22 protein-coding genes are annotated in these 23,618 nt (G+C 65.6%); 16 read left to right on the top strand and 6 right to left on the bottom strand.

Features of this window, described 5'->3' with window-relative positions; translation table 11 throughout:
- The first annotated feature begins 401 nt into the window (after positions 1–401).
- The 13 genes from HNP02_RS42565 to HNP02_RS07240 all read left to right on the top strand — a co-directional run bounded on the left by HNP02_RS42565 (position 402) and on the right by HNP02_RS07240 (position 14,894).
- Positions 402–1,763 (top strand): hypothetical protein, encoded by a 1,362-nt coding sequence (locus HNP02_RS42565; protein WP_255506310.1) that lies wholly within the window; start codon positions 402–404, stop codon positions 1,761–1,763.
- Positions 1,760–3,148 (top strand): acyl-CoA reductase, encoded by a 1,389-nt coding sequence (locus tag HNP02_RS07185; RefSeq protein WP_309241457.1) that lies wholly within the window; start codon positions 1,760–1,762, stop codon positions 3,146–3,148. Before HNP02_RS42565 ends, HNP02_RS07185 begins: the two co-directional genes overlap by 4 nt.
- Positions 3,145–3,888 (top strand): alpha/beta fold hydrolase, encoded by a 744-nt coding sequence (locus tag HNP02_RS07190; protein WP_184436685.1) that lies wholly within the window; start codon positions 3,145–3,147, stop codon positions 3,886–3,888. Before HNP02_RS07185 ends, HNP02_RS07190 begins: the two co-directional genes overlap by 4 nt.
- Positions 3,888–4,661: an SDR family NAD(P)-dependent oxidoreductase gene (locus tag HNP02_RS07195; protein WP_184436687.1), complete on the top strand. Its 774-nt coding sequence runs from the start codon at positions 3,888–3,890 to the stop codon at positions 4,659–4,661. The genes HNP02_RS07190 and HNP02_RS07195 overlap by 1 nt, the downstream gene beginning before the upstream one ends.
- A complete protein-coding gene (locus tag HNP02_RS07200) occupies positions 4,658–5,701 on the top strand; it encodes a phosphotransferase family protein (RefSeq protein WP_184436689.1) in 1,044 nt (347 codons plus the stop codon). Before HNP02_RS07195 ends, HNP02_RS07200 begins: the two co-directional genes overlap by 4 nt.
- Complete coding sequence (locus HNP02_RS07205; protein WP_184436692.1) at positions 5,698–6,996, top strand: acyl-CoA dehydrogenase family protein; 1,299 nt, start codon at positions 5,698–5,700, stop codon at positions 6,994–6,996. Before HNP02_RS07200 ends, HNP02_RS07205 begins: the two co-directional genes overlap by 4 nt.
- Before the next feature lie 143 nt (positions 6,997–7,139).
- A complete protein-coding gene (locus tag HNP02_RS07210) occupies positions 7,140–7,976 on the top strand; it encodes a mycofactocin-coupled SDR family oxidoreductase (RefSeq protein ID WP_184436694.1) in 837 nt (278 codons plus the stop codon).
- Positions 7,973–9,181, top strand: coding sequence for an acyl-CoA dehydrogenase family protein (locus HNP02_RS07215; protein ID WP_184436696.1), 1,209 nt, complete (start codon positions 7,973–7,975; stop codon positions 9,179–9,181). The genes HNP02_RS07210 and HNP02_RS07215 overlap by 4 nt, the downstream gene beginning before the upstream one ends.
- The gene (locus HNP02_RS07220; RefSeq protein WP_184436698.1) at positions 9,178–9,975 is read left to right on the top strand and encodes an enoyl-CoA hydratase/isomerase family protein; all 798 of its coding nucleotides are present in this window, start codon (positions 9,178–9,180) and stop codon (positions 9,973–9,975) included. The genes HNP02_RS07215 and HNP02_RS07220 overlap by 4 nt, the downstream gene beginning before the upstream one ends.
- Positions 9,972–11,126 carry an acyl-CoA dehydrogenase family protein gene (locus HNP02_RS07225; protein ID WP_184436700.1) on the top strand — a complete coding sequence of 385 codons (1,155 nt, stop codon included), beginning with the start codon at positions 9,972–9,974 and terminating at the stop codon, positions 11,124–11,126. The genes HNP02_RS07220 and HNP02_RS07225 overlap by 4 nt, the downstream gene beginning before the upstream one ends.
- The gene (locus tag HNP02_RS07230; protein WP_184436703.1) at positions 11,123–12,052 is read left to right on the top strand and encodes a hypothetical protein; all 930 of its coding nucleotides are present in this window, start codon (positions 11,123–11,125) and stop codon (positions 12,050–12,052) included. Before HNP02_RS07225 ends, HNP02_RS07230 begins: the two co-directional genes overlap by 4 nt.
- On the top strand, positions 12,049–13,671 hold the full coding sequence (locus tag HNP02_RS07235; RefSeq protein ID WP_184436705.1) for an AMP-binding protein: 1,623 nt from the start codon (positions 12,049–12,051) through the stop codon (positions 13,669–13,671). The genes HNP02_RS07230 and HNP02_RS07235 overlap by 4 nt, the downstream gene beginning before the upstream one ends.
- A complete protein-coding gene (locus tag HNP02_RS07240; protein WP_184436707.1) occupies positions 13,668–14,894 on the top strand; it encodes a cytochrome P450 in 1,227 nt (408 codons plus the stop codon). The genes HNP02_RS07235 and HNP02_RS07240 overlap by 4 nt, the downstream gene beginning before the upstream one ends.
- On the opposite strand, the gene HNP02_RS07245 is transcribed toward HNP02_RS07240, so the two are convergent.
- The 6 genes from HNP02_RS07245 to HNP02_RS07270 all read right to left on the bottom strand — a co-directional run bounded on the left by HNP02_RS07245 (position 14,891) and on the right by HNP02_RS07270 (position 20,969).
- Entirely contained in the window at positions 14,891–15,640 is a 750-nt protein-coding gene (locus tag HNP02_RS07245; protein WP_184436709.1) for a FadR/GntR family transcriptional regulator, read from the bottom strand. The two genes, HNP02_RS07240 and HNP02_RS07245, sit on opposite strands and share 4 nt — an antisense overlap.
- A 102-nt stretch (positions 15,641–15,742) precedes the next feature.
- A complete protein-coding gene (locus tag HNP02_RS07250) occupies positions 15,743–16,567 on the bottom strand; it encodes a mycofactocin-coupled SDR family oxidoreductase (protein ID WP_184436710.1) in 825 nt (274 codons plus the stop codon).
- Positions 16,568–16,619: 52 nt separating this feature from the next.
- Entirely contained in the window at positions 16,620–17,801 is a 1,182-nt protein-coding gene (locus HNP02_RS07255) for an LLM class flavin-dependent oxidoreductase (protein WP_184436711.1), read from the bottom strand.
- A gap of 78 nt (positions 17,802–17,879) precedes the next feature.
- Positions 17,880–19,022 carry an acyl-CoA dehydrogenase family protein gene (locus tag HNP02_RS07260; protein WP_184436712.1) on the bottom strand — a complete coding sequence of 381 codons (1,143 nt, stop codon included), beginning with the start codon at positions 19,020–19,022 and terminating at the stop codon, positions 17,880–17,882.
- Positions 19,023–19,296: 274 nt separating this feature from the next.
- A complete protein-coding gene (locus HNP02_RS07265; RefSeq protein WP_184436713.1) occupies positions 19,297–19,764 on the bottom strand; it encodes a nuclear transport factor 2 family protein in 468 nt (155 codons plus the stop codon).
- Positions 19,764–20,969 (bottom strand): sulfotransferase, encoded by a 1,206-nt coding sequence (locus HNP02_RS07270; RefSeq protein ID WP_184436714.1) that lies wholly within the window; start codon positions 20,967–20,969, stop codon positions 19,764–19,766. Before HNP02_RS07270 ends, HNP02_RS07265 begins: the two co-directional genes overlap by 1 nt.
- A gap of 291 nt (positions 20,970–21,260) precedes the next feature.
- On the opposite strand from HNP02_RS07270, the gene HNP02_RS07275 reads away from it, so the two are divergent.
- Genes HNP02_RS07275 through HNP02_RS07285 form a run of 3 tightly spaced genes read left to right on the top strand, consistent with a single transcriptional unit; the run spans position 21,261 to position 23,603 of the window.
- The gene (locus HNP02_RS07275) at positions 21,261–22,100 is read left to right on the top strand and encodes a helix-turn-helix domain-containing protein (protein WP_309241458.1); all 840 of its coding nucleotides are present in this window, start codon (positions 21,261–21,263) and stop codon (positions 22,098–22,100) included.
- A 55-nt stretch (positions 22,101–22,155) separates the two neighbouring features.
- Entirely contained in the window at positions 22,156–23,142 is a 987-nt protein-coding gene (locus tag HNP02_RS07280) for a hypothetical protein (protein ID WP_184436716.1), read from the top strand.
- Entirely contained in the window at positions 23,139–23,603 is a 465-nt protein-coding gene (locus HNP02_RS07285) for a hypothetical protein (RefSeq protein ID WP_184436718.1), read from the top strand. Before HNP02_RS07280 ends, HNP02_RS07285 begins: the two co-directional genes overlap by 4 nt.
- Positions 23,604–23,618: the final 15 nt, after the last annotated feature.

Here is a 23,618-nt window from a genome sequence, read left to right on the forward strand (position 1 = left end):
CGGCTCGTGTTGACCGCGGGCGTCGAGCCCATGAACCTAATAACCTAATCTAATTTAGGTCCGATTACTATCGTTTGCGTCGATATTGGGCTGCGCACCGTCAAAGGGGATCCGTGTCCGCCTCCTACATCCGGCTGCGCCAACCGCAGAGTTCACCGGCCGCATCGGGTGCTGCGCTATTTTGTCGGCCCACAACGTCGCGCAGTTCACGCATATGCACAGCAGGACCTGTCAACATTTCTAAACTAAATCAGACACGGTATCCGGGACGGCCGACGGCGCCGCCGAAGGGAGCGGCCCCTTGACTAGAGCCGCGGGCTACGGGAGGTTGTCTCAAAGAGGGCACTATTTTGGATCGAGCAGTTCGGTCCGTGGGTTACGAGGAACTGAAGGAGCGGCCGATGTCGTCTGCATTGGACCAACTGATCGCCTATCTCGACGCGGAGGACCCCTACGACTATCGCTTGCCGGACCTGCATGCCCTCCAAATCGAGGCCGCTGACGCTCGGCTGCGTGAAGTTCGCCAACAGATGGCGGTGCTCGAGCGCCGCGCCGCCGACACCGGCGTGGGCGAAGTTCGCAGGCTCGACGACATCATCCCGCTGCTGTTCTCTGATGCCACCTACAAGAGCTATCCTGAATCCTTTCTGGCGCAAGGCAAATGGAACGCCCTCGCCGCGTGGCTCGATGCCTTGTCGATGTCATCAGGAGCGGCCGACATCGATATGACCGGAGTCGAGGACATCGACGACTGGCTCGCTCGGCTGCGGGACCACGGTCACCTCGTTTACGTCTCCAGCGGCACTTCGGGGCGATGCTCGATGGTGCAGGTCAGCGAACGGGACCGACAACTCGACCTAGCCGATTTCCATGCCGTCTGGCGGTGGAAGGCGGGCGCGAAACCCGACGGGAACCACGCGGTCTTCGCCCTGTTCCCGTCGGCCGGTTCACACCGGATGGTCGACACGTTCGGCAAGATCGTCGAAGGGTTCGGCCGGGCGGACGCCACGTACTACCTGTCGGATGAGCCTCTGCGGGTTGCCGAGGTCAACCGGCTCAGCCGCCTCAACAAGGCGATCGCCGACGGAACAGCTTCCCCGAGCGAGATCGCCACGGCCCGTGCCGATACCCCCGAGAAACAGTCCAGCATGGCCGAGGTGATGGCCCGGCTGGGCGAGGCGGTATACCGACACCGGGCCGAGCGGTCGGTATTCGTCGGCACCTGGGGTGCCCAACTTGCGCTCGCGCAGGCCGCGCGGGCGGCAGGTCTCGACGCCGGGGTTCACCCGGACTCGCTCTTCCAGATCGGCGGAGGTCTCAAGGGCACCACACTGCCTGAGGACTATCAGGATCAAGTCGCCGGCATCCTCCAGCTCGATCCCTCGCGATACATCTCGCTCTACGGGATGACCGAACTGACCACGTTTCTGCCGGAATGCGCCAGTGGTCGCTATCACTACCCGCCGTGGGTGATACCGCTCATCCTCGACAAGAATGGCGAGAGCCGCGTGAAGCCGAGGCAGGGCGAGCTCACCGGAAGGCTGGGCTTCTTCGACCTATCCCTCGACGGCCATTGGGGAGCAATGGTTTCCGGAGACCACGGCACGCTGCGTCTCGATCCCTGCGGTTGTGGAAGGCCGAGTCCTTCACTGGGTCGCGACATCGTGCGGTACAAAGATCTTCCCGGCGGCGACGACAAAGTCACCTGCACCGGCACGATCGACACCTACGTGCGCGGAATCGTCGCCGAGGCGGACCAGTGAGCACCACGATCAAGATCCCGCACGTCGTCCGAGGCCGTGTTGTCCACGACGCGGAAGTCGAATACACGACTCGGGTGGGTGCATCGTTCATGACGCCGCGCCTTGACCTCGACGAGTTGATCTGGCCACGTTCACAACCCGGACCCGCCTTTGACATCCCCCTCACCGAGGTGCTCGACTTCCTCGGCGAAACCGCGAAGCACCTCGACCTGGACACCAACCCGTACCTGCGCGAGGCCGTCGACGAAATGACATCGATCAGCCCGCACAGCCGGCGACTGGTGGAGAACCAGTACCGCTCCCTGGGCACGATGTTCGAGCCAGAAGCGCTGGGCTACCAGGTGGAGCGCGAACTCGGCGCCGGGCTCATCGACGGATGGGTGCCGGTGCATCGGCCCGGGGTGCCTCGCTGCAGCGTGCGCGCCTTCCCACCCCGCCTGGTGCACGTCATGGCGGGCAATGGCGCGGCGGCAGCGGCAATCACCATCATCCGGGGTGCCCTCACCAAGGGGGTCAATCTGCTGAAGCTACCTTCGAACGACCTGTGCACAGCGACGGCGATCTTGCGGACGATGGCCGACATCGATCCGAATCACCCGACCGTGCGGTCGTTTTCGGCCGCCTACTGGCGCGGTGGCGACGCGGATGTCGAGAGCGTGCTGTATCGGCCGCAGTACTTCGACAAGCTCGTCGCGTGGGGTGGTGAGGACACCATCAGACATGCGCTGCGCTACGTCGGACCCGGCTTCGAGCTGGTCGGGTTCGATCCGAAAGTGTCGATCTCCATGCTTGGCCAGGAGATCTTCGCCGACGATGACACGCTGCGCCGAGCGGCTGACCTAGGCGCCGTCGATGCCGCTCTGCTCAACCAGGAGGCGTGCGCGGCCAGCCGTCACCAGTTCGTCGAGGGCGACCCGGAACAGGTCGACCTATACTGCCAACTGCTCGCCGATGCGCTCGGCGCCGACCGAGACTGGACCGACGGGCAAATCTGGCGCACTCCGGCCGATATCCGCGACGCCGTCGAAGGCCTGCGCTACACCGGCGAACATGGCATCTGGGGCGGCTACGACGGGCGCGGCCTTGTAATCAGGTCCGCGGAGCCCGTCGACTTTCACCCAATTGCGAAGACCGTCAACGTAATCCCGGTGAAGAGCCTGGCCGAGGCCACCCGGTTCGCGACCGTCGCGACCCAGACGGTCGGGGTGCACCCGCCAGCCAGGAAGGCGGAGTTGCGGGATCAGTTGGCGTGCGTCGGAGTTCAGCGCGTGGTCTCCCTCGGCGCCGCATTCGGCCTGGCAACGGTGGGCCAAGGGCTCCCCCACGACGGCTTCTACCCACTACAGCGCCTGATGCGCTGGGTCAGCGACGAGGGGGCGGCATGAGATTCGTCCTGGTGCACGGCGGGTTCCACGGCGCATGGTGCTGGGAACGTCTCATCCCGGAGCTCACCGCGCGCGGGCACGAAGCAGTGGCGCCAGACTTGCCCGGACATGGTGAACGTCATTGGGAGACAGCGGGTTTTGATGCGTACCGAGAGACAGTCGCCGAGGTCGTCGAGCCGGGCGATGTCCTGGTGGGGCACTCGATGGGTGGCGCGGTGTCCACCGGCGCGGCCGACCTCGTCCCCGACCGGGTCGGCAGGCTGGTCTACCTCGCCGGGGCCGTTCCCATCGAGGGCAAGCCGCTGATCGAGGCTCTCCCGTTCGCCGCCGAGCTTGCCGGCTTGGAGTTCAGCGAATCCGCCTTCTGGCCAAAGGATCTCGCCGCCGCTACCGAGCTCTTCTTCCACGATTGCGACGTCGAAACGGCCCGTTGGGCCTATCACCGCCTTCGCCCCCAATCGCTGGCCCCGTTCCTAACACCGGTCAACCTGCCCAACTTCTGGACCGCCGAGTTTCCGCGCAGCTACATCACGTGCACGGCGGACCGCTCGGGGATTCTCGCGTCGACGGAAGCGCTCCTCGCCCGCCTCGGTCTGGACAACGCGCATCCGTTCTGGGCGTCCCACTCACCCTTTCTGAGCCGGCCCGCCGAGCTCGCGGACCTTCTGGTGCGAATCGCCTCCGAAGACACAGAGCCACTGCAGCAGAACCAGTGCACCACCAGGCGAGGAACCGACTGATGACGACGACCGCAGCCTTGACATCCGCATTCGACCTGACCGGAAAGGTCGCCCTCGTCACCGGCAGCAGCCGGGGTCTGGGCCGCTCGATCGCCGGAGCGCTGGCCGCGGCCGGCGCCGATCTCGTCATCGTCAGTCGCAACCAGGACGCCTGTGATGTCGCGGCCCGCGAGATCACGGAACTGACCGGGGTCCGGACGATGGCCCACGCTTGCCACGTGTCGCACTGGGATGAGCTCGACTGCCTGGTGGACGCGGTCTACGAGCGCTTCGGGCGGGTTGACGTCCTGGTGAACAACGCGGGGAAGTCCCCGCTGTACGAATCTCTGCTCGACATCACCGAGGAGTTGTGGAACTCGGTGCTCGGGGTGAATCTCCTTGGGCCGTTCCGCCTCTCGACGCTGATCGGCACACGGATGGCGGACGCTGGCAGCGGCTCGATCATCAACATCTCGACGGTGGGTTCGGTGCTGGCCGAGCCGTCGTACCTGCCGTACGCGGCCGCAAAGTCGGGCCTCAACACCATCACCCGCGCCTTCGCCAAGTCCTTCGCGCCCGCCGTGCGGGTCAACTGCATCATGCCCGGACCGTTCCGCACCGACATCATGGCCAGCTGGTCGGACGATCAGATCGCCGGGATGTCGAGGCGCCTCCCTCTCGGCCGCGTCGGCGAACCGGCCGACATCGACGGCGCCGTACTCTGGCTCGCCGGTGGCGCGTCTGCCTACGTCACAGGGCAGGTATTCGCCGTCGACGGCGGGATGTCGGCGTGATCTCGCAGCGGCCCGTTGCCACACCGCTCGATCACGACGAACTGCGCGACCGCCTGGCGACCGGTCTTGCCGGGCTCGGCGTACGCCTGGACGAGCTGAGCCAGCTTCCGGCCGCCCCCGGCGGCGGCAACTCGGGCATCACCTGCCTTGCCAGGGTCAGCGGAGGCGGCGTCGGCGAGCACCTCGTCGTCAAGGTCGCTCCCCCGGGGCTCGAACCGGTCCGCAACCGCGACGTCACGCGTCAGGCCCGGCTGCTCGAGGCCCTCGGGCGGGAAGGCCGGGTGCCGGTGCCAGGCGTTGTGCTCGTCTCGCCCGGCGACCCGCCCGCGTTGCCACCAGCGGTCGTCATGCGTTTCGTCGACGGTGAGGCGGTCGAACCGGGCCTGGAATCCACCCGCCCCTCAGCCGACATCGTGCGGGCCCGCTCGCTTGCGGCGGCTCGCTTGCTCGCGGTCCTGCACGGTCTGAACGCCGCCGCGATGAGCCTCGATAGCGAGGCCCCGATGAGCCTGCGCGACGAACTGGACAAGTGGGCGCGGGCATTTGCCTCGGTGGAGCCCAGGTACCAGGCCGGGCATGGCGCGATCCTTCCGTTGCTGGTCGCGAGCATGCCCGAACCCGTGCCTGCCGCGGTCTGTCACGGCGACTTCCGGCTGGGCAACATGCTGTGCTCCGGTCCGGACATCGTGGCCGTCATCGACTGGGAGATCTGGTCGCGCAGCGACCCGCGGCTCGACTTGTCCTGGTTGCTCTGGATCACCGACCCCACCCACCCGAGCGCCGTCGGTCCGGTCGCTGGCATGCCGTCACCTGATGAGCTGATCGCCGCCTACGTCGATGCCGGCGGGCACCCGATCGAGGCGCGGGAACTCATCTGGTTCCGGGCGTTGACATGCTACAAACAGGCGGCCACCGTGGCGCTGCTGGCGAAGCACGGCCGGCGCAAGCAGGACGGCACCGCGCCCCAATACGAGGCGCTGGCCCCTGAGCTCATCGCCCGGGCGCGCGCGCTGCTCGAGAGCCGGGACAGCGTCGCATGAGTTGGGACTTCACTACCGACTCCGAGTTTCAGGCCAAGCTCGACTGGGCCGACCGCTTCGTCCGGGAAGATGTCGAGCCGCTCGATCTGGTCCTGCCCGGCCGCCGTTTCGAGATTCCGACCCCCCGCGTGCGGTCGGTCATCGACCCGCTCAAGCAGCGGGTCCGCGACGAGGGATTATGGGCTGCGCACCTGGGTCCCGAGCTCGGCGGCAGCGGCTTCGGCCAGCTCAAGCTCGCCCTACTCAACGAGATCCTCGGCCGCTCGGAGTGGGCGCCGGTGATCTTCGGGACGATGGCCCCCGATACCGGCAACGCCGAGATCCTCGCTCATTACGGCACCGAGGCCCAGAAGGCCGCCTACCTGCAACCGCTGCTGGACGGCGAGATCTTTTCGTGCTTCTCGATGACCGAGCCCCACGGCGGATCGGACCCCACGCAGTTTGTCACCCTCGGGGTACGCGACGGCGATGGCTGGGTGCTCAACGGTGAGAAGTTCTTCTCCTCCAACGCCAAGACCTCCGCGTTCCTCATCGTCATGGCGGTGACTGACCCAGACGTCCCCAGTTACCAGGGCATGTCGATGTTCCTCGTCCCGACGGACACACCGGGCGTGAACATCCTGCGCAACGTCGGCCACAGCGGGACCCCGATGAACTCCGGCATCCACGGCTGGATCCGGTACGAGAACGTCCGGCTTCCCGGCGACAGCGTCCTCGGCGGACCAGGCCAGGCGTTCGCGATCGCCCAGACGCGCCTCGGCGGCGGGCGCATCCACCACGCGATGCGCACGATCGCACGCTGCATACAGGCCATGGACATGATGTGCGAGCGTGTGCTGAGCCGGAGAACGAATGGCACCCCGCTGGCCGAAAAGCAGCTAGTGCAGACGGCAATCGCCGACTCCTGGATTCAGATCCAGCAGTTCCGGCTCCTCGTGCTGCACACCGCGTGGCTCATCGACCAGAACACCACCGCTGGAGCCCGCCGCGAAGTCGCGGCCTGCAAGGTGCTGTGCGAGCAGGTGTTACACGACGTCGCGTGGAGGGCGATGCACATCCACGGCGCGCTCGGCATCACCAACGAAATGCCGCTGATGCCGATGATCGAGGAAGCCGCTGTGATGGGACTCGCCGACGGGCCCACAGAGGTCCACAAGGTGACGGTGGCCCGCCAGGTGTTGCGCGACCACACTCCAACCGACGGGCCATTTCCGTCGACGTGGCTACCGCCGCGCATCGCCGCGGCTCGTGACCGATACGCCGACCTCCTCGGGCCCGAGCTGGTCGATCCGTGATCGAACGTCCGCCGTAGCGAAGCAGCCACGGCAGATGGTGAGCCGTTTCGCGGAGTTGCCCAACACCCCTTGATAATAGGGCACTATTTTGTGAGACTGGGCCAACTCGACGGCGAGCGCCAGCTCGGAAGGACGGACTGACCATGGGCGGGCTGCACGGCAAGGTCGCATTCATCACCGGCGGTGCCCGCGGACAGGGCAGGGCGCATGCGATCCGGCTTGCGCTAGACGGCGCGGACATCGTCATCGTGGACAACCTCGCCGACATCGCGACCGTTCCGCGATCCGGCGCCACCCAGGCCGATCTCGACGAGACGGTGAAGGCAGTCGAGCACCTGGACCGGCGGATCATCGCCAAGCAGGTCGACGTGCGCGATCTCGACGGTCTTCAGTCCGCGATCGACGAATCCGTCGCTGACTTCGGCCGGCTCGACATCGTTGTCGCGAATGCCGGGATCATGGCGCAACCCCGCTTCTCCTGGGAATTCTCGGCTGAGGAGTGGAACACCACGCTCGACATCAACCTGACCGGGGTGTGGCAGACGACCAAGGTCGCCATCCCCCACATCCTCTCCGGCGGGCGGGGCGGTGCCATCGTGCTGACGAGCTCTGTTGCCGGCCTCAAGGGCTACCCGACCTACTCCAACTACGTGGCGGCCAAGCACGGCGTCATCGGGCTGATGAAGACTCTCGCGCAGGAGCTCGGGCAGAGCAACGTTCGGGTGAATGCCCTGTTGCCGTCGACCGTGAACACCCCGATGGTGCAGTACGAAGACTTTTGGAAGGCGATCCGTCCCGACCTCGAGAACCCGACGATCGAGGACGCGAAGGAAACGTTCAACGAGTGGGTGCTGCTGCCCAACGCTGGTTTCGTCGAGCCGGAGGACGCCGCGGCCGCGGTCGCCTGGCTGGTCTCCGATGAAGCCCGTTTCGTCACTGGCATGGACCTGCGGGTCGACGGGGGGTTCTTCGTCAAGTGACCGGTTTCGACGACATCCTCGGCGGCCTGGAGGACTTCCTCGTGCACGAGGTCGATCGACTTCACGACGACAACGAGTGGCTGGACGATCCCCGTCGGGTCTACGACACGAACGGTCACCATTCCGCCGACACCCTCGCCCTACTCAAACAGGTGCGAACCCGGTCGGCCGCGGCCGGCTACTACACGATGGCGCTGCCCCCTGATGTCGGCGGATCCGGCATCGGATACGAAGGCATGCTGGTGGCCTGGGAGCGGCTGTTCTCCCATTGCGGACCCAAACGGTGGCTGGGCTACGTCGCGATGGCGCACTGGTCCAAGGGCGCAAGCCCGTTGCTCCGGCACGCCACCCCAGCCGCCCGGGAAAAAGTACTGCAGGGCCTCGTCGCCGGGGAGCAGACGATGTGCTTCGCGATGTCCGAGCCCGACGCAGGCAGCGACGCCTGGAACATCCGTACCAGGGCGACGCGCGTCGACGGCGGCTGGTCGATCACCGGCTCCAAGCAATGGATATCCAACGGCGCGGGCGCCGACGTGGCAGTCGTGGTGGCCGTGACGGAGCCAGAAACGTTCGCCCAGCGCAAAGGCGGTGTCGGTGCGTTCCTGGTCGACACCACCACGGCGGGCTTCAGCGTCGCCGGGGTGTCGCCGATGTTCGGCAACCTTGGCTCCGACGAGACGATCCTGCACTTCGACGACATGTTCGTTCCCGACGATCAGGTGCTCGGTGAGCCCGGGCAAGGTTTCACGATCGCGATGGAAGGCGTGAGTTTCGGCCGGGTGTACAACTGCGGCAAAGCCGTCGGGATCGCACGATGGGCGCTGGACAAAGCATTGGAGTACACCAAGGTTCGTAAGGCCTTCGGACGCGAGATCGCCCAGCACCAAGCGATCAGCTTCCGGTTGGCGGACGCGGCGATCGGCATCCAGTCCGCTCGGCTCATGGCACTCAATGTGGCCCGTCTGCTCGACGCCGGTCGGCCGGCGCGCAAGGAGCTGGCGATGGCGAAGGTGCTCGCCACCGACAACGCCTTGCGGGTGATCGATTCCGCGATGCAGGCGCACGGCGCCATGGGATTCACGAACGAGGTCGGATTGGCCAAGGCGCATCAGATGATTCGGACCCTCGAGGTCGCGGACGGCACCAGCGAGATCCTGCGCCGCCAAATTGCACAGCAACTGCTGCGCGGGGACACGTCGCTGTGAACACCACGATCTTTCAGGGCGACGACGTCTCCGCAGTCATCCACGACCGCATCGCGACGATCTCGCTGCACCGCCCGCCGGTCAACGCCATGCGTACACAGACCTGGCTCGAACTGGGCGAGGCCCTCTACGAGACGGCAGGCATGCGACGTGCAAGCGTGCTCGTCATCCGGTCCGGGGTGAGCGGCATCTTCAGTGCGGGCGCCGACGTCAAGCAGCTTCCGATGACACCCGAACAAGACGAGCACAGGCAGGAACTCACCCGGCGGGTGCTTGCCGACATCGGCACGCACCCGGTCCCGGTCATCGCCGTGGTCGACGGGGCAGCCGTCGGCGGTGCGTGCGCGATCATCGCGCAGTCCGACATTCGGATCGGGAGCCACAACTGCCGATTCGCGATCCCCGAGATCGACGTCGGCCGATGCGGTGGAACCCGTCATCTGCGGCAGCACCTCGACGCCGGAACCGTCCGCTGGATGGCGTTCACCGGCGGTTGGCTCGACGCGCAGCAGGCGTGCGAGCGAGGCCTGCTGACGTGGCTCGTCGAGGATATCGACACGGCCGCAACCGATCTCGCGCAGTGCATCGCAGACAAGAGCCCCACCGCACTTCGTCTGACGAAGCAGTCGATCAGGTTGGCCGAACAGCTCGACACCGAAGCCGGTTACGCGGTTGAGCAACAGTTCAGCCTGCGGCTCGCTCGGACGCCCGACGCCGCCGAGGCCGCAGCGGCATTCGTCGAGAAACGGCCGCCGCGCTGGGCCCATTTCATCGCGACAGGAGGACCGGCGTGATCGACTTCTCCCTCACCGACGAACAGACTGCGCTCGTCGACACCGTGCGCAGCCTGATGAGCAAGCACGCCCCCGAGGAGTACATCGCCCGGCTCGACGCAGCTCAGGAATACCCCTACGAGCTCTGGGACACGTGGGCGGAAGCGGGGCTGCTCGGACTTCCCTTCCCCGAGGAGTACGGCGGTCAGGGCGGCTCGGTGATGGACTTCGTCCTCGTCGCCGAGACTCTCGGTTACTGGGGCTACGACATGATCGGGGTGTACGGGACGCCCTTGTTCATGGGCCTCAACATTCTGCACAACGGCTCGCCCGAGCTCGTCCAACGTTGGCTGCCACCGCTTCTCACCGGCGAACGGCGGTTCAGCGTCGCGATGACCGAACCGGAAGCCGGATCGGACGTCGGGAAGCTGCGAACCCGGGCGGTTCGCGACGGCGACCACTTCGTGCTCAATGGCGAGAAGATCTACGCCAGCGGTGCCGGCGTCCGAGATACCACGATCTGTCTCTACGCCCGCACCGACCCGGATGCCCCGCATCAGCGCGGCATCACCTGCTTTCTCGTGCCGAACACGGCCCCGGGCTTGGAGATCCGACCAGTCGAAACGATCGGACGACACCTCTACCCCACCACGTCGCTCCTGTTGACCGACGTACGTATCCCGGCACACCAGATCGTCGGCGACGTCAACGGCGGATGGGACGTGCTGCTGTCCGGGCTGCGTCTGGAGCGGTTGTCGACCTCGGCCGCGTACGTGGGCAACGCGCGGGCGGTCGTTGACTACGCCATCTCATATGCCAAGGAACGCAAGCAATTCGGGCGGCCGATCGGCGACTTCCAAGCGATGGCACACATGCTCGCCGACATGCACACCTCTGTGGAGGCCGCGCGTTATCTGATGCTGCACGCGGCCTGGAGTTACGGGCGCGACGGCGACGGACTCCTCGACATCTCGATGTCCAAGCTCTTTGGCTCGGAGGTGTTCGCTGACGTGGCGAACAAGGGGATGCAGGTTCTCGGCGGTTACGGCTACACGATGGAGTTTCCCATGCAGCGACACTTCCGCGCGGCCCGCGGCGCCACCATCACTGCGGGTACATCGCAGATGCAGCGTCAGCTCATCGCCCGCAAACTGGGGCTGAACCCGTCATGAGCCGCCCAGTAGTCGACCTGCTGAACGCGGCGGACTGGGTCGTCCCCGACCTGGACGTCGCAGGACGCCGGCTCGTCGAACTCTTCCCCGAACTGAAGTCCACGGGTGTGTCCCACATCCCCGAGCACGACTTCGACTCGGTCTTTCTGCGCGGACGGGCCGATCAGGCCGCTGCCCCGACCCGCTTTCAGTTGGTGACGCTGCCCACGCACCCCATCGGTCCGGCCGATGGCTGTGCGTGGGCGCCGTTCCAGCCGATGCAGTCGATCCAGGGACTCGGCCGGCGGCAGCGCATCCACGGCACTGTCCTGGCCGTACACAACTTCGAGGAGGCCGTGGACGGCTTGCTGACGCGCGGTATCGCGGTGCACGTCGAACACGAGTGCGCACATCTGCCGTACCGCCGAGCCTGGATCGGCTGGTCCGGACGGGAGCGGGTCGAGGGTGTCGACGGCGGCCTCTTCGTGGAGTACATCCCGATCGACGTCTTCCCGAGATCCGTTCGGGATTCAGTCGAGTTGCCCCGCGCCGACGAACCGACGCTCCGAGTCAGCGGGCGGACCAACCTCATGCTCGACCTCGACGAATCGGTGCGTCAGCTCGCCGAGGTCGTCGGCCTCGGCGAGCCGGAGTTCTACGACGACGATCTGCTCGGCATCCGCGCCGCGAAGTGGACGTTCCGCCATCCGGGCAGCGCGGCGCTTATCGTCGCCGAGCCCGCGGGCACCGGTCCCGCCGCCGAGTACCTCGCACAGGCCGGCCCGGGATCCTGGCTCACCACTCTCGGCTGCGCCGACGCCGCAGCGCTCGCCGAGACCGCCGGACGCCACGGCGCCGTCACCGACCACCGCGACACGGACCGGATCCTGCTGAATGATGTGGTCACCGGCATTCGATTCGAGCTCAGAGCTGGAGGGTGGTCGTGAAGAACGCCGGTAATCGTGAGACTGTCCGAGACCGCTTTCTGCACTGGGCGTCGGTACAGCCCGACAAGCCTTTTCTGCAGTGCGGTGGGGACTGCGTTACCTACGGGGAGATGGCCGATGCCTCCGACCGTGTCGCCGGAGGACTGCAGCGACTCGGTGTGGCGAAGGGCCAGCAGATCGCCTTTGTCCTGCCGAACCGCATCGAATTCGCCACGCTGTTCCTGGCCTGTGCCCGGCTCGGAGTGCTACAAGTTCCGCTGAACCCGTTCCTGCGTGGCGAGTTCCTGCGCTACCAGCTCGCGGACTCCGAGGCCGCCACGATCGTCACGGACGCGCTCGGCCTGGAGCAGGTTCGCCCACTGGCGCAGCGCCTGCCGGGGCTGCGGCAGATCGTCGTCGTGGGCGAGCTTCCGGTCGGCTCCGACAGCGGAATTCCCGGCGTCGACCTGCTCGGCTACTCCTCGATCGACCGACCAGGGCCGTCGCCGACCTATCCGGAGCTCGCCCCGGGCGACCTCTGCTCGATCATGTACACGTCCGGAACTACGGGCATGCCCAAGGGCTGCATGATGAGCAACGGGTACTACCTGACGATTGCCCGCGAGCTCATCACCGCCGAGTGGATCGAGCACAGTGACGTCCTCTTCACCGCCTACCAGCTCTTCCACACCAGCGGGCAGATCTACGGTGTCACAACCGCGTTGAACGCCGGTGCCTCGCTGGTGCTCGAACCCGAGTTCAGCGCGAGCCGCTACATGGCCCGGGTCCGCGAGACCGGCGCGACCGTCCTCTACGGGGCTGGCGCGATGGCCCTGGCCCTGCTGGCCCAACCACCTCATCCATCCGATTCGGACAATCGGCTGCGGCTGGCCATGTGGCTGCCGATGACGGCCGACAAGCAGCTCGAGTTCGAAGGGCGTTTCGGCACGCGGGTGACTGCAGAGATCTACGGGCAGACCGAGGCGCTCATTCCGGCGATCAGCGCCCTGTCCGACGAGCGCCGGCCCGGCACGGCCGGACGAGTGACCCCCTACTTCGACGTCCGTTTGGTCGATGACGACGACGAGGACGTCCCCATCGGCGAGGTCGGCGAGATCACGGTGCGTCCCAGGGGAACCAACGGGATGTTCGGTGGATATTGGCGCAAGCCCGATGCCACGGCGGAGGCCTGGCGGAATCTCTGGCACCACACCGGCGATTGCGGTCGGCTGGACGCCGACGGCTACCTCACCTTCGTCGACCGCAAGAAGGACGCACTGCGCCGTCGAGGGGAGAACGTGGCGTCCGTCGAACTCGAGCGCGCCATCCTGGCGCATCCGGAGATCGGTGCCGTCGCGGTACACGCGGTGCCGTCCGAGCTGAGCGAGGACGAGATCAAGGCATGCCTGGTTCCCGCCGGCGGCGCCGAACTGAAGCCGGCCGAGCTCTTCGAGTTCTTCAAGCGCAACCTTCCGTACTACGCCGTGCCCCGCTACGTGGAGATCGTCGACGAGCTCCCCACGAACGTGATGGGCCGAGTCCAGAAGTTCAAGCTCGTCGAGCGTGGGATCACCGAGCGCACCTGGGATTTCGAGGCACTCGGACACGCGATCGAGCGAAACAAGCGGAGGACCTCATGACTGAAAGGACCGAAATGACCGGCCAGAACGCGCCCACCGTGCACTTCGAGCCGCTCGACCCCAGCCTGGCCAACGAATACCACGAGGTGTCGGCCGACATTCGGGAACGTTGCCCCGTCGCGTGGAGCACCGGTCATTGGTCGGAGCGGGACACCGGGTTCTGGCTGGTCACCGGATTTCCCGAAGTCAACGCGGCCGCGCTGGACCACAACCGGTTCTCGTCGCAACAGGGTGCCACGCCGGTCCAGTACGACCTGGACATGCTCCGGCTCATTCCGCTCGAGAACGACCCTCCGCTGCATAAGCGGCTGCGGCTGAAGCTCAACCCATTCTTCACGCCGAACGCCGTGAACGGGGTGGAGCAGGACGTCGCCCGCATCGTCGACGAAATCCTGGCCGATTGCCTCATCCAGGATCCTTGTGACCTGATCGGTAGCTTCGCGACCGTGCTCCCTCCGCGGGCGTTCTTCGAACTCTTCCTGAACCAGGACCCGAAGGATCTGGGCCACGTCTTTGAGCTAGTGGACGCCATGCAAACCCAACCCGAGCGCGCGCTCGAGGTGGTCCCGCAGATCCTCGGATGGTGCTCCGGTCTGCTGGAGACGGCACGAGCCGAGGGCCGGCGTGACGACTTGATCGGCACCATCGCGCACGCCGGTCTCGATGACGCGGACGACGAGGTCCGGATGACGGAACCGGAACGCATTCAGATGATGTACCTCATGGTCGTCGCGGGCATCGACACTACCCAGTCCGCCCTCGGCAGTATCTTCCATGAGTTGGCCCGCGACCCAGACCTGCGCAAGCGGATCGCCACCCTCGACGACGACGGTCTGGTCCAAGCCGTTGAGGAATTGCTCCGCTACACCTCACCGGTGACTCTCGCCGGAAGGACGGTGACCGAGGATCTCGAGCTCGGCGGTTGCCCGATGACCAAGGGCGACCGCGTGAACGTCAACTGGACCAGCGCGAACCGCGACCCCAAGACATTCCCCGAGCCCACGAACATTGACTTGTCTCGGGCGAACGCCAAGCGCCACTTGGCCTTTGGGGCCGGTATACACGCTTGCCTCGGTAAGGACCTCGCTCGCCGCGAGATCCGACTCGCGGTCCGTGCGGTGTCCCGGCTGCGGCGCTTCGACCTCGCGGCCCCCGAGCCGATCCCATACCGCTCGGGATTCACCCGCGGCCCGCTCCGGCTCCCGGTGCACCTGGAGCGCTAGTCCGACTCTCCCGCATCGGGAAATCCGACCTCGGTCATCGCCTCGAAGTGACGGAGCATCCTTCGCTGCGCGGTCCTCGGGTCCAGGTTCGCGATCGCTTCAACGATCCCGTGGTGCGCATGCTCGACGCTGGACGGGATGTGGCTGGCCGGCTCATGATCAAGCATCGCCTCGGTCAATTCCGTCACCACCTGGACGAACAGGTGAATCGCCGCGTTACCCGAGAGCTCGGCCACCACGTTGTGGAACTCCGCCCCCCGGTCCGCGATCTGCTGCGGGGTTGGTTCGGTTGGGAGAGCCGCCAGCGCCCGAAGGCGCGCCACGTCGTCGTCCTTCGCCCGCGACGCGGCGAGACGCACCGAGGTCAGCTCGAGGGCCTGCCGCACCTCGAACAGATCGCGCACGCTGACTCTGCGATACCGCAGAAACAACGACACTGCGTCCGCGATGACGGCGGGATCGGGCTCGGCCACGAACAATCCGCCGCCGCGGCCGCGTCGACTCTCCACGATCATGCGGTGCTCGAGCAGCCGGATGGCCTCGCGGAAGATCGACCGACTCACGCCGTAGCGTTCCATGAGCTCGACCTCGCTGCCGAGCTGGTGGCCCACGGGCCAGCCCATCGCAATGATGTCAGTCTCGATCTTGGAGGCGAGCAATCCCGCTCTCTTGCTGCCGCTGTCTTTCCCCAGTCGTTCCGGTGCCGAGGCACCGGACCAAGGGGCGGAGTTGGTCGGGTCGGGCAAGAATCACCTCGCAGCAGCGTCGGACACGGTGACCTTACTGCAGATTCGCCCCCGTACCGTCGAGCGGATTCGCGAGTTGTCCGCATCGCGACCGACTGATCCTCACTTGTTCGTGGCACCTGCATCGACCGGCAGTGCGACACCGGTGACGTAGCGACCCTCGTTCGAGCACAGGAACACCACGGCGTTGCTGATGTCCACCGGCTGGATCATCTCTACCGGCAGGGCGTTGGACATGGCCTCGGCGACGCCAGGAGCTTCCGTCGTGGTGAAGGTGCCGAACGCCTCGTTCATGACCATCGGCGTGGCGGTTCCCGTCGGGTGCACCGTGTTGACGCGGACATTGTGGGGCCCGAGCTGGTTGGCCCAGGCGCGCATGAGGCCCACCACGCCGTGCTTGGCGGCGACGTAGGACATGCCACCAGGGGTGATGAACATGTTGAAGCCGCGGAGCCCGGCCGAGGAGCTGGTGATGATGATCGCGCCCCCGTCACCCTGCTCGATCAGGCTCGGAATCGCGGCGTCGACGGTGTTGAAGACGCCGGTCAGCATGACGCCGATGCCGTCGTCCCACGCTTGCCCGGTGCGCGCCGCGGCGCCGATGATCGGCATGATGCCGGCGTTGGCCACCACGAAGTCGACTCGGCCGAGTTCCGCGAGACCCTCCGCGAGCACGCCTTCGACCTGCGAGCGCGCCCGCACGTCGGCCTTGCGCGCGACGATGCGCCCGCCCGCCTTCTCGACGAGCTCGACGGTCTCGGCCAGGTCCTCTTCGGTGGCCAGGGGGTACGCGCACGAGTCGAGGTCCTCGCAGACGTCGAAGCCGATGACGTCCGCTCCCTCCTCGGCCATGCGTACGGCGTGCGACCGACCCTGGCCGCGGGCCACGCCGGAAATGAAGGCGACCTTGCCATCGAGCCTGTTCATCGTTTTCTCCTCGGAATCTTCAGGCGCGGGGTGGAATCCGCGCGGGGGTTGATCAGTTCCCGGGCTTCGCGTTGAGCTCGTCCTGGTACTTCTTCATGACCATCTCCACACCGGCGAAGCTGTCCTGTACGAAGGCGGCCCGTGCCGTTCGTGCCCGCGCGCGGGACGCCATCGTCGCGGTGCCCTGGCCCTGGAAGTGCGGCATCACGTGGCGGGCGAAGAGTTCGTGGCTGTGCAGGGTGTCGGCCGGCGACGCCCAGCTATGGGCCATCAAGAGGTAGCAGCCGAAGCCACCACGGGACTGCTCCCACACCCGTTCGATGAGAGCGATGGCGTCGTCGGGGGTACCGATGACACCGAGACCCGACTCGTTGACCGCCTCGGCCAGCTCCTCCACCGAGCCGAGGGAGTCGCCGACGCCCTTGACCGCAAACCCCGCCGTGTTCTGGTTGTAGTCGTTGAAAGTCTCAATGCCGTACGCGACCTCGCGGACCGCCTGCTCGCGGGTCTCGGCGAGATGCATCTGCCCCACCAGACGCCAGGCACCGCGATCGACGGTCGCCCCGTAATGCTCCGCGCGCTCCTCCATCACACCCCAGTGCTCGCCCAGGGCGTCGAACCCCGCCTCAGTGGAGAGCCCAAGCGACAGCAGGCCGTGCCCGTAGCGCCCGGCGAGGCGCGGGCCCGACGGTGAGGCCACTGCCGCGATCACAATCTCGGGGCCACCCTCGGAATAAGGAGCCAGGTGCGTCCTCGCCTCACGCAGGTCCCATCGGGCGTTGGCGAAGGTGACGGGCTCGTCGCTGCGGATCAGCTGCGTGATGACCTCGACGGCATCCTCGAGCAGGTTGCGGGTGTCCTTCATGTCGAGGCCGATCATCGCCGCGTCGCTGGGCAACGCTCCGGGTCCGAGACCCAGCACGAAACGCCCGCGTGACATGTGGTCGAGCTGAATCGCCCGCTCGGCGACCCAGAGCGGGTTGTGATAGCTCGCGCTGATGACTCCGGTCGCCAGGGTGATGCGATGGGTCCGCGACAGCGCCGCCGCGAGGAATATCTCCGGAGAGGAGATGATCTCGGTGCCGGCCGAGTGGTGCTCCCCCACCCAAACCTCGTCGTAGCCCAGGCGGTCGAGGTGCTCCACCAGCCCGAGGTCGTCCTCGAGAGCGGCGGTCGGGTTGACGCCAGCCGGGTGGAATGGGGCGACGAAGGATCCGAATCGCATGGGCGCCATGCCGAAAAAGTACCCTATTTAACGCTTAAGAGTGCCCTATTTAGAGAAGAAATCGTCCGCCACTCCTGACGGGCTGGACTACAGGCCCAGGTCGCGGCCGATGATGTCCTTCATGATCTCGGTGGTCCCCCCGAAGATGGTCTGAACCCGGGCGTCCACATAGTCCCTGGCCACCTTGTATTCGTTCATGTAGCCATAGCCGCCGTGCAGTTGCACGCAGGCGTCGACGACCTTCTTCGCCAGCTCGGTGCACCACCACTTGGCTTTCGCGGCTTCGACGGCGGTGAGTTCCTTCGCGACCACCGCGAGCAGGCAGCGGTCTATGTACTGCTCGGCGATCTCGAGCTCCGTGTCGAGTTCGGCAAGCACGAAGCGATTGTGCTGGAAGCTACCGATGGGTTGCCCGAAGGCTTTGCGGTCCTTGGCATATCGCAGTGTCTCGCGCCAGGTTTCGCGGGCGCCGGCGACCGCGGCAATCGCGATCGACAGCCGTTCCGAGGGCAGGTTGTGCATCAGGTGGTAGAAGCCGCGATTCACTTGACCCAGCAGGTTGGTACCTGGAACCCGCACGCTGTCGAAGTGCAGCTCAGCTGTGTCCTGCGCGTGCATACCCATCTTGTCCAGCTTGCGCCCTCGAGTGAAGCCGTCCATCCCGCGCTCGACCACCAGTAGCGAGAAACCTTTGTGGCCTGCGTTGGGATCGGTGCGGGTCACCACGATCACCAGATCGGAGTTGTATCCGGCGGAGATGAATGTCTTGGAGCCGTTCAGGATCCAGTCGTCGCCGTCGCGCACCGCGGAGGTGCGAATACCGGCGAGGTCGCTGCCGGCCCCGGGCTCGCTCATCGCGATCGCGCCGATGAGCTCGCCGGCGATGTAGCCGGGTAGCCAGCGGGCCTGTTGTTCCTCAGTGCCCAGCGACGAGAAGTACGGCCCGACGATGTCGTTTTGCAAGCTCAGCGACGGTGCCGCCGATCCGAATTTCGCCAGCTCCTCGACGATCACCGCGTTGAACCGGAAGTCGTCGGACCCGCCACCACCGTATTTCTCAGGCATGTTGAAGCCGATCAACCCGTACTTGCCCGCCGCGACAAAGGCGGAGCGGTCGACGATGCGGTCGCGTGCCCACTTCTCCGCGTGCGGCGCCACCTCGTGCTCGACGAATTGGCGGGCGGTCTCCCGCACCTGCTCGTGTTCGGGTTCGAAAACCAGTCGTTTCATCTCGAGCTCACTTCTGTGTCTGAGCACGCCGGTGACCAGCACCCACGTTCAATCCAACCTGTCGCGTTCCAAGATTCTAACTGGATAACGAATACTGGTAACGAGCAGATTGCCGCAATATGGGCGACGCGTGCCGGATTTACGCAGTTCTATCTGGACATCGCCCATCCAGTGGAGCTCCGGTGGCGCGACACTTTGACCAAATTTCAACCAGAATTTGTAGTACACGAGGGCAGCCACGCCGTGCGCGCGACAAGGATCAGCCGCGGCCCGCTCATCCGCCCGGCATGGGGCTGAACGCAACTCCCGGCAGCGGCGCGAAGTGGTGGATCTCGATGGTGCGGCGACTAATGCGCCACCGGCCCGACCGGCGGGAGAATTCGTCGTGATACGTGGCCGCCACGACGATCGCGGTGCCGTCGGGGGCGCTGCCCTGGAAGGTCAGGTTGGACATGCCGGTCGCTACGTCCGCTTCCGCTTTCACGTCGAGCACCAGGTTGACGGTCCAGTGGTGCAGCGCCGAGAAGACCGGCCACATCGACTCCTTGAGGCCCCGCTCGATGTCGACCAGGCCGGTGTAGCTGCCGAACGGACCGCCGGTGTCCCAGGTCGCGTCCTCGTCCCACACGGAAAGGAAGCGCTCGAGGTCGTGCCGGTCGATGCCGTGGCAATAGTCGTAGACCAGCCGGGTCAGGTCACGCTCCGTCTCGAGCCGCTCGACACGGGCCTCCAGATCGTTCATCAGACAAGTCCTTTCGCTTGGAGGAGAGGGAACTGCTCCACATAGGGAGCGAAGGCTGCACGCACCTGCTCCTCGGTGAGTCCGCAGGATTCGAGCGTGTACTGATGCTTGCCGAACTTGTGCTGCGGGTTGTCCTGCTCCCAGCCGACGAAGGACTTCTCGGCTTCGGGCGTGAGAATGCGGCCGTGCTGGTCGTAGACGCAGCGGATGACGTCGAGTGGGTTGGCAACGATGTCGTCGTAGTAGACGTCCACGATGCGCGGGTCGTCACCAAGGCGACGGCGCTGCTCGAGACCCTTGACCATCTCCTGTGACCACAGGTCCAGCATCACGGGGCCGACCTTGCGAGGGTCCACCGAGTTGCCGAAGAGGCCCCAGAAAATCTCGAAGAGGCGGACGAACGATGGGACGACGACCGTCGGCTCGCGGTGACAGAACGCGATGGTCGCGTTGGGAAATGCACTGAGGATGGGTTCGAGGCTGCCGACGTGCGTCGGGGACTTGAGCACCCAGGGCCGGCCGAGCCGCCCCCCGTCTTGCCATTGCATGTAGCGCAGGATGCCGGCGAGGTACTCGTAGCTCAGGCGCTGATCTCGAGCCTGCACCCGCTTGACGAAGGAGGGGATGTAGCCGACGCTCCCGCCTGCCAGGTGGTCGAACGTAAGCCACAGCAAGAGCGAGTCCTCGTCGGGCTCGTCGGCGATCCACGCGTGGGCTGCCATGAACTCCGGCGACTGGGACGCCAGCGCATCGACGTAGTTGCGGGCAACGGCGATGCGAGGATCGGGCTCCCCAGGCACAGCACCGGGCAGCGGCGCCACGTTGAGCAGACGCCAGAACGTGAGCTCCTGGACACCAGGGTCGGTCGAGAGCATCCGCTGCAGCTTGGTAGTCCCGGTTCGGAAGAGTCCCGCCACGACGATCGGGTCGCTGACGTCCTCCAACGCGATCTCGGGGTGGGCGACGAGGTCGGCGTGGTAGCGGAGCCGGTTGACCAGCAGTCCGTGCACGAGGTGCTGCAAACCCAGCCCACCGGCCGGGCTGATATCCGCCTCGGTCGCAATGGCGTGGAGATAGGCGCGCACGTTGTCGATGAATCCGGGGTCGCCGAAGTCGTCTGACCCGGCCTCGGCCACCGCCGCAGCAATGCGGTGCTCGGCGTCGAAGTCGGCGATGGGCATCCCCTGCACCGTCTGCTCTGACATGACAACTCCTCGATCGTCCGGGCTTCGGGGTTGAAAGCTACCGGCCAACGCTCCTCCAGGGGCCAAAATCGGCGCAGATTCTGAATTATTCTGGCGACGTAAACAGTGGAGATGCGGTGTAGAGAACGGAAGTAGAGTTCGAAACACAGTTAGAAGAACAGGCGCGGCCTAGGCCAGGTTGGCTGGCACGCGGTGTTGGGGTAGATAGCCAAAACTACCTTCTAGGCATCTGCTTGTAGCGCATGCTACCTTCGGGGTTCAGGCGACCTTGCGCAGAACGGAAGGCTGAAGGTGTCACATCACCAACCCGCGCCGGCGGCAGTTCGTAACGGCACGAGTGCGCAAAGCAAGGTCCGTCGATCCCCCGAGGAAGTCGATCGAGTCGTCTGTGACGCGGCGCGGCACCTGTTCGCGGTGAAGGGCTACGCCGGCAGCACGACCCGAGAAATCGCCGCACTGGCTGGTGCGCACGAGCCGCTGCTCTATCGACGTTATGGATCGAAAGCCGGCCTTTTTCGCGCCGCGGTGTTGGTGCCGTTTGGCGAGGTGATCTCGTCGTACTTGAAGACCTGGGAGACCCAGGTCGATGAACCGGCGCCGCTGCGAGATCTGGTCCAGGGGTTCATCGATCCGCTGTATCGGTTGTTGCGCGAGCATCGCGAGCTCGCGATGGCGCTGGTGCAGGGACACCAACTGCTCCCGAACCCGACCGATCCCTCGGAAACCGGTGCCTCCTGGCCGGCTGAGATCGCCGCAATTCTGCAGCAACTCGTCCCTCAGCTGGAGCTCGAAGGCGCGCGGCGCGGCCTTCACGTGGACCCCAGCACCACCAACATCCTGGTCTTGGGCATGGTGGCCGGACTCGCACTCTTCGACCCGATTCTGTCAACCAATGCAGTCAACGCAACACCGTCCCAGCTGAGTCAAGCCATGGTTGACCTTGTCCTGCACGGTGTTTCGCCCAGTGATGCCACCGAACCCGATCCCCCACCCGCCGACGCTCCGGTCACGACCGAGTTGCTCATCGAACTGCACGAACGGGTCGTCGCTGCGGAGCTGCGGGCCGCTCAAGCCGAGTCGGCACTGGCCCAGCACCTCAACGTCGCTTGGGAAACGCGATCCGTCGACTGACCCTGGCGATACCAGACGGCTCGCCACACGACACAGAACCCGAGGAGAAAAGCTAATGGTCGATGTCGTTCGCCCCGAGGACGATTACTTCCACACCACCACGATGACCGACAGCCCGTTCTGGAACGAAAGTGCCTGGTTTCCGTTCTATGTGGCCGAGCGAGATCTCAGCGGATTCGTCTATATGAATCACCGCCCCAACATGAACTTCTCGATGACCGGGGTCGCGTTGTGGGACCCCTCGGGAGAGGAAATGTATGACTGCCTCTACCACGATTGGCATGAATTCGCGCCGCTGAACCCCTCGACCAACACCGAGATGTTCGACTACACCACGCCCAACGGGCTGACCGTGCACTGCCTCACGCCGCAGAAGGCGTTCACCATGCAGTACGACCGCGACGGCTGTCAGTTCGATCTGCGGTTCGACGCGACGATGGAGGTCGCCAACGCCGGTTTCCCTGACGGCTCCGAGGAATGGGGACCCCACCACTACGAGCAGGCCGGCCGCGTGACGGGAACGGTCCGCATCAACGGCGAGGACATCGCCGTTGATTGCGGATCAAACCGCGACCACTCCTGGGGACCACGGCTCTACAAGGACAACCCCCGAGGCGACTTCCCCTGGTTCAACGACGGCAAGGGCTTCGCGTTCCAGATGTACAACATGGGCACCGACCCCCAAGACACCGACCCAATCGTCGGGACCACCGAACCGGCAATCACCGGCTGGCTGCAAAAAGACGACAAGGTCGCCAACGTGGTCACCGGCACCCGCAAGGTCGTCGAACGACGCCCCGACGGTGTGCCCTGGCGCCTGGTCATCGAAGGCACCGACGAGCTGGGCCGCACGGTGCACGCCGAAGGCCGCTGCAAGAACGTCCTGAAATGGGTGCCCTGGGCGCGCTACCTGCAGTACTGGTCACTATGCGAGTGGACCCTCGACGACGGCTCCATCGAATACGGCGAAGCCATCGAATGGTTCCCCGGCATCCAGGCCCGAAAGTTCCTACGCGCACAGACCGCGGATCAACGTCAATGATCAATCATCCATCCTGCGAACAGCTGGTTCAGTTGGTTCGCGAACACCTGGAAACGTCGGTGGGAGCATCGATCACCGACGTCCCGACGAAGACCGTCCTGGCGATGATCGACTCCATCCTGGCGAACGTGGCCAGCCGTTGCGGCCACGAAGTTGCCTGGATGCACGAAGAGGTCGCCGTCGTACTCGCAGAGGCGGACGACTACGTGGACAACGGCCGACCCGGAGCGCAGCTGGTCGCCGAGGCCCTCGCAGTCCTGAGAGAGTTGGATTCGAGCAGCCTGCACTTTGACGACGTGCAGCGGCGGTACGACGCGGCCGGTGAGGTTCTCTCGCGACTGCTCGAGAACTGCCGGACGGCCGGCGAGACAGTACGACAGCGGGTGGAACACCTGCTCGAACAGCGGCTGCACCGCGAGTTGCACATCCGCGGGTCCTTCGAGTTGGCGGGCCGGTCATGAATGAACCAAACGAGA

This window comes from Mycobacterium sp. AZCC_0083 (assembly GCF_014202335.1).
In the GTDB taxonomy this organism is placed as follows: Bacteria; Actinomycetota; Actinomycetes; order Mycobacteriales; family Mycobacteriaceae; genus Mycobacterium.

Bases quoted from the DNA above. Each gene is read 5' to 3' on its own strand.
- HNP02_RS42565 (WP_255506310.1), top strand. From the start codon at position 402: ATGTCGTCTGCATTGGACCAACTGATCGCCTATCTCGACGCGGAGGAC.
- HNP02_RS07190 (WP_184436685.1), top strand. From the start codon at position 3,145: ATGAGATTCGTCCTGGTGCACGGCGGGTTCCACGGCGCATGGTGCTGG.
- HNP02_RS07195 (WP_184436687.1), top strand. From the start codon at position 3,888: ATGACGACGACCGCAGCCTTGACATCCGCATTCGACCTGACCGGAAAG.
- HNP02_RS07205 (WP_184436692.1), top strand. From the start codon at position 5,698: ATGAGTTGGGACTTCACTACCGACTCCGAGTTTCAGGCCAAGCTCGAC.
- HNP02_RS07210 (WP_184436694.1), top strand. From the start codon at position 7,140: ATGGGCGGGCTGCACGGCAAGGTCGCATTCATCACCGGCGGTGCCCGC.
- HNP02_RS07230 (WP_184436703.1), top strand. From the start codon at position 11,123: ATGAGCCGCCCAGTAGTCGACCTGCTGAACGCGGCGGACTGGGTCGTC.
- HNP02_RS07240 (WP_184436707.1), top strand. From the start codon at position 13,668: ATGACTGAAAGGACCGAAATGACCGGCCAGAACGCGCCCACCGTGCAC.
- HNP02_RS07250 (WP_184436710.1), bottom strand. From the start codon at position 16,567: ATGAACAGGCTCGATGGCAAGGTCGCCTTCATTTCCGGCGTGGCCCGC.
- HNP02_RS07255 (WP_184436711.1), bottom strand. From the start codon at position 17,801: ATGGCGCCCATGCGATTCGGATCCTTCGTCGCCCCATTCCACCCGGCT.
- HNP02_RS07260 (WP_184436712.1), bottom strand. From the start codon at position 19,022: ATGAAACGACTGGTTTTCGAACCCGAACACGAGCAGGTGCGGGAGACC.
- HNP02_RS07265 (WP_184436713.1), bottom strand. From the start codon at position 19,764: ATGAACGATCTGGAGGCCCGTGTCGAGCGGCTCGAGACGGAGCGTGAC.
- HNP02_RS07270 (WP_184436714.1), bottom strand. From the start codon at position 20,969: ATGTCAGAGCAGACGGTGCAGGGGATGCCCATCGCCGACTTCGACGCC.
- HNP02_RS07280 (WP_184436716.1), top strand. From the start codon at position 22,156: ATGGTCGATGTCGTTCGCCCCGAGGACGATTACTTCCACACCACCACG.
- HNP02_RS07285 (WP_184436718.1), top strand. From the start codon at position 23,139: ATGATCAATCATCCATCCTGCGAACAGCTGGTTCAGTTGGTTCGCGAA.